The organism is Vibrio splendidus 12E03, from assembly GCF_000272105.2.
Classification (GTDB): Bacteria; Pseudomonadota; Gammaproteobacteria; order Enterobacterales; family Vibrionaceae; genus Vibrio; species Vibrio splendidus_I.
Window position 1 is genome coordinate 1 of sequence record NZ_AJZD02000005.1, and the last position, 2,408, is coordinate 2,408.

General features: G+C 52.9%; 3 protein-coding genes and 1 pseudogene. All 4 read right to left on the bottom strand.

The window, feature by feature from the left end:
• A pseudogene (locus A142_RS00730) lies at nt 1-629 on the bottom strand (hypothetical protein); the annotation flags it as partial.
• Nucleotides 626-1,360: a hypothetical protein gene (locus A142_RS00735; RefSeq protein WP_019820014.1), complete on the bottom strand. Its 735-nt coding sequence runs from the start codon at nt 1,358-1,360 to the stop codon at nt 626-628. The gene A142_RS00735 and the pseudogene A142_RS00730, both read right to left, overlap by 4 nt.
• Nucleotides 1,357-1,719, bottom strand: a complete 363-nt coding sequence (locus A142_RS00740; RefSeq protein ID WP_017097145.1) for a hypothetical protein — start codon at nt 1,717-1,719, stop codon at nt 1,357-1,359. The genes A142_RS00735 and A142_RS00740 overlap by 4 nt, the downstream gene beginning before the upstream one ends.
• Nucleotides 1,716-2,408: TrbI/VirB10 family protein (locus A142_RS00745; RefSeq protein ID WP_029405269.1), on the bottom strand; the 693-nt coding region annotated here is incomplete at its 5' end. The genes A142_RS00745 and A142_RS00740, both read right to left, overlap by 4 nt.

Genomic DNA, 2,408 nt, shown 5'->3' on the forward strand with positions numbered 1-2,408 from the left:
GCACCTTGTGCTTTTTCACCTCCGCCCAGCAGAGATTTAATGTCATTAGCCACTTCGGTAGTGATGTCCACATCCGAATACTTCACGTTCAGGTATTGACCTTCAATGGTCGCTTCCCCTTCGGTTTGACTGCCCTGTGAGCCGAGTTGTCCATACATTTTTCCCGTGGGAATGTTCAGCGAAAAGGTGCGCGTCACACTCGCCGAGACCTCAAGGCGCCCCGCTCGATGTTCAATGCTGTAACCCACCTCACGCGATAATAGGTTGAGCACATCTTCTCGCGCGTTCGAATAGTTCAAGGTCACCGGAAGATTGGGGTTAATGCCTTCACCAAAAAAGACGGGCGTGTCGACGCCTGCCATGATTTCTTCCAGCACCACCGATAACGGCATCTCACTGACGTTCACGGTGATGGTCTCTTTCATCCATTCATGGCCTTTAGGCTGTGTCAGCAGAGCGAACGATTGAGGCGGCTTACTGATGCGAGTCACCTTCGCTTTTTCAATAAAAGTACTCTTGTCTGCGATCTCTTGTTGCACCGCCTTATTGCGTTCGATGTTGTCTTGATATTCTTGTGACGCGCAACCAGCTAACACCAGCGCGCTCATTAATAGGGGTATCCACCTCATAAGGCTTCCTCAATAAAGACCTGTCCGGTCGAATCCAAAATAGACGCCGTGACGGGGTAACCGTCTAAGACCGTCGCCAACGCACCGTCAATGTCATCCCATGGCGTCAACAGGTAATAATCGGCGCTAAATTGATAATCATTGCTTGCGAGCCAAGAGCGCTTATGCGTCAACGACTCGCCCCAACGTAACTCGTAATTGAGCACCACTTGTTTCACCACCTCACGTAAGGATTGGCCACTGACGTACGTCAGGCGCGCTTTCCCGTCAAAGTCGTACACCCCAGCCACGGGCTGACCCTGGTAGGTGGTTTGCACCAAGTGCAGTTTGAAGCCCTGTTGCTTTTGAATGTCATCCCAGATTTTTTTAAAGCTACCGGTAAAGGCTTGTTTTTCCATCGGCGCATCCAAAAGCGCTTGATGCTCAGGCGTGATTGACCACGCGACATTGCGATAGCCTTCGCTTTTTAGCCAACGACGCAGCGCACTGCCGAGCGGCTCCCCCTCATACACCACGTACGTGGCCATGGGTTGAATCGCGCGTTTGGACGGCTCAGAAGATGAGGCGCTTAAACGGGTATCGGCAAGCTGAACACTTTCAAGCCGCGATAGATCACGTTCAACCAGATTGACGTTGTCCAATTCAAAATATTCCCCTTGTCCGGTGTACGTCGGAGTTGAACACCCCGCAAGCAAGACGCAGGCGCCACCGATTAATAAGAGTTTGTTCATAGCAGCACCCCCTTTGAAAACGTAATGAGTTTGTGCTCTCTGTCCACAATGAGGCTGTTGCCTTCACCGATTAACAGTTGAAGCGCGTGTGTCACGGGCATCGTACGGTGCATCTTAGCCGCCGTCGGGATAGGCTTAATCAATATCCCCTGCGCACTTTTCGGGGCGGGGTAATCCGTCACAATGTGATACCCCAAAGGTTCAAGTAACCACGTGGCCGCCTCACCGACCGTCCTCACCTCTGGCGGGTAAAGCGTGCGAGCGGACACTTGTAGCGTGTCCACGTCAGGCAGTGGCATGGCAAAAGCATGAGGGGCAATCACGCCCCCCAATATCAATAATGTCCTTGTTAATTTCACAGATAGTCCTCGTAGATGTTTCGCCAAGGCTTGAGGAAGACCTCATCCTCGATGATGATGTTCATGCTTTGGCCTGAACGAATGACGTTCGTTGGCCGCAGTTGAAGGTATTTTTGAACGTGTGGCGCCAGTTGATCACGCAGCCCTTGCGCCACTTCTAACTCATAGCTGCTGTCAGAGTCGTTGCCGGTTCCCTCATAAGAGGTGTTATTGGCCACCAACGCATACGCGGCGACGCCCAAAAATTGTTCCATCCAGTGATGGTCAACTTGGTCGCTGATGCCCCCCATGCCCTCACGGTCGAGACCGCTCGATTTACTGGTGTCAATCTTGTTGCCATCGGGCAGCACTATCCATGGCACGCTCATCCCGACCACGCTATTAATGGCCTCATTCGCGCCGCTCATACGAAAACTCTTAATAATGAGCTCTGAGCCTTTGGGAATGAGCACCCACGTTTGGGTGACGTCCATGACGTCTTGAGACACCACCGCCTTAAACGTGCCTAAGCGGTCGCTGTTGGCTTTCATGACGGTGACCGCCGGTATGATGGTGCCGATGGGCAGCGTTAGTAGCCCTTCGGTGGACGCGTTATAACGGTTTTCATCGGTATAACCGACGATGGCCTCGGGCGGCGGGGTAAATTGCGCCTGCATCGCGGTGATGGCTTCCTCGCCGTCCCCCATCGA

Excerpts from the sequence above, each read along its gene's own strand:
- A142_RS00735 (WP_019820014.1), bottom strand. The coding sequence starts at position 1,360 with ATGAACAAACTCTTATTAATCGGTGGCGCCTGCGTCTTGCTTGCGGGG.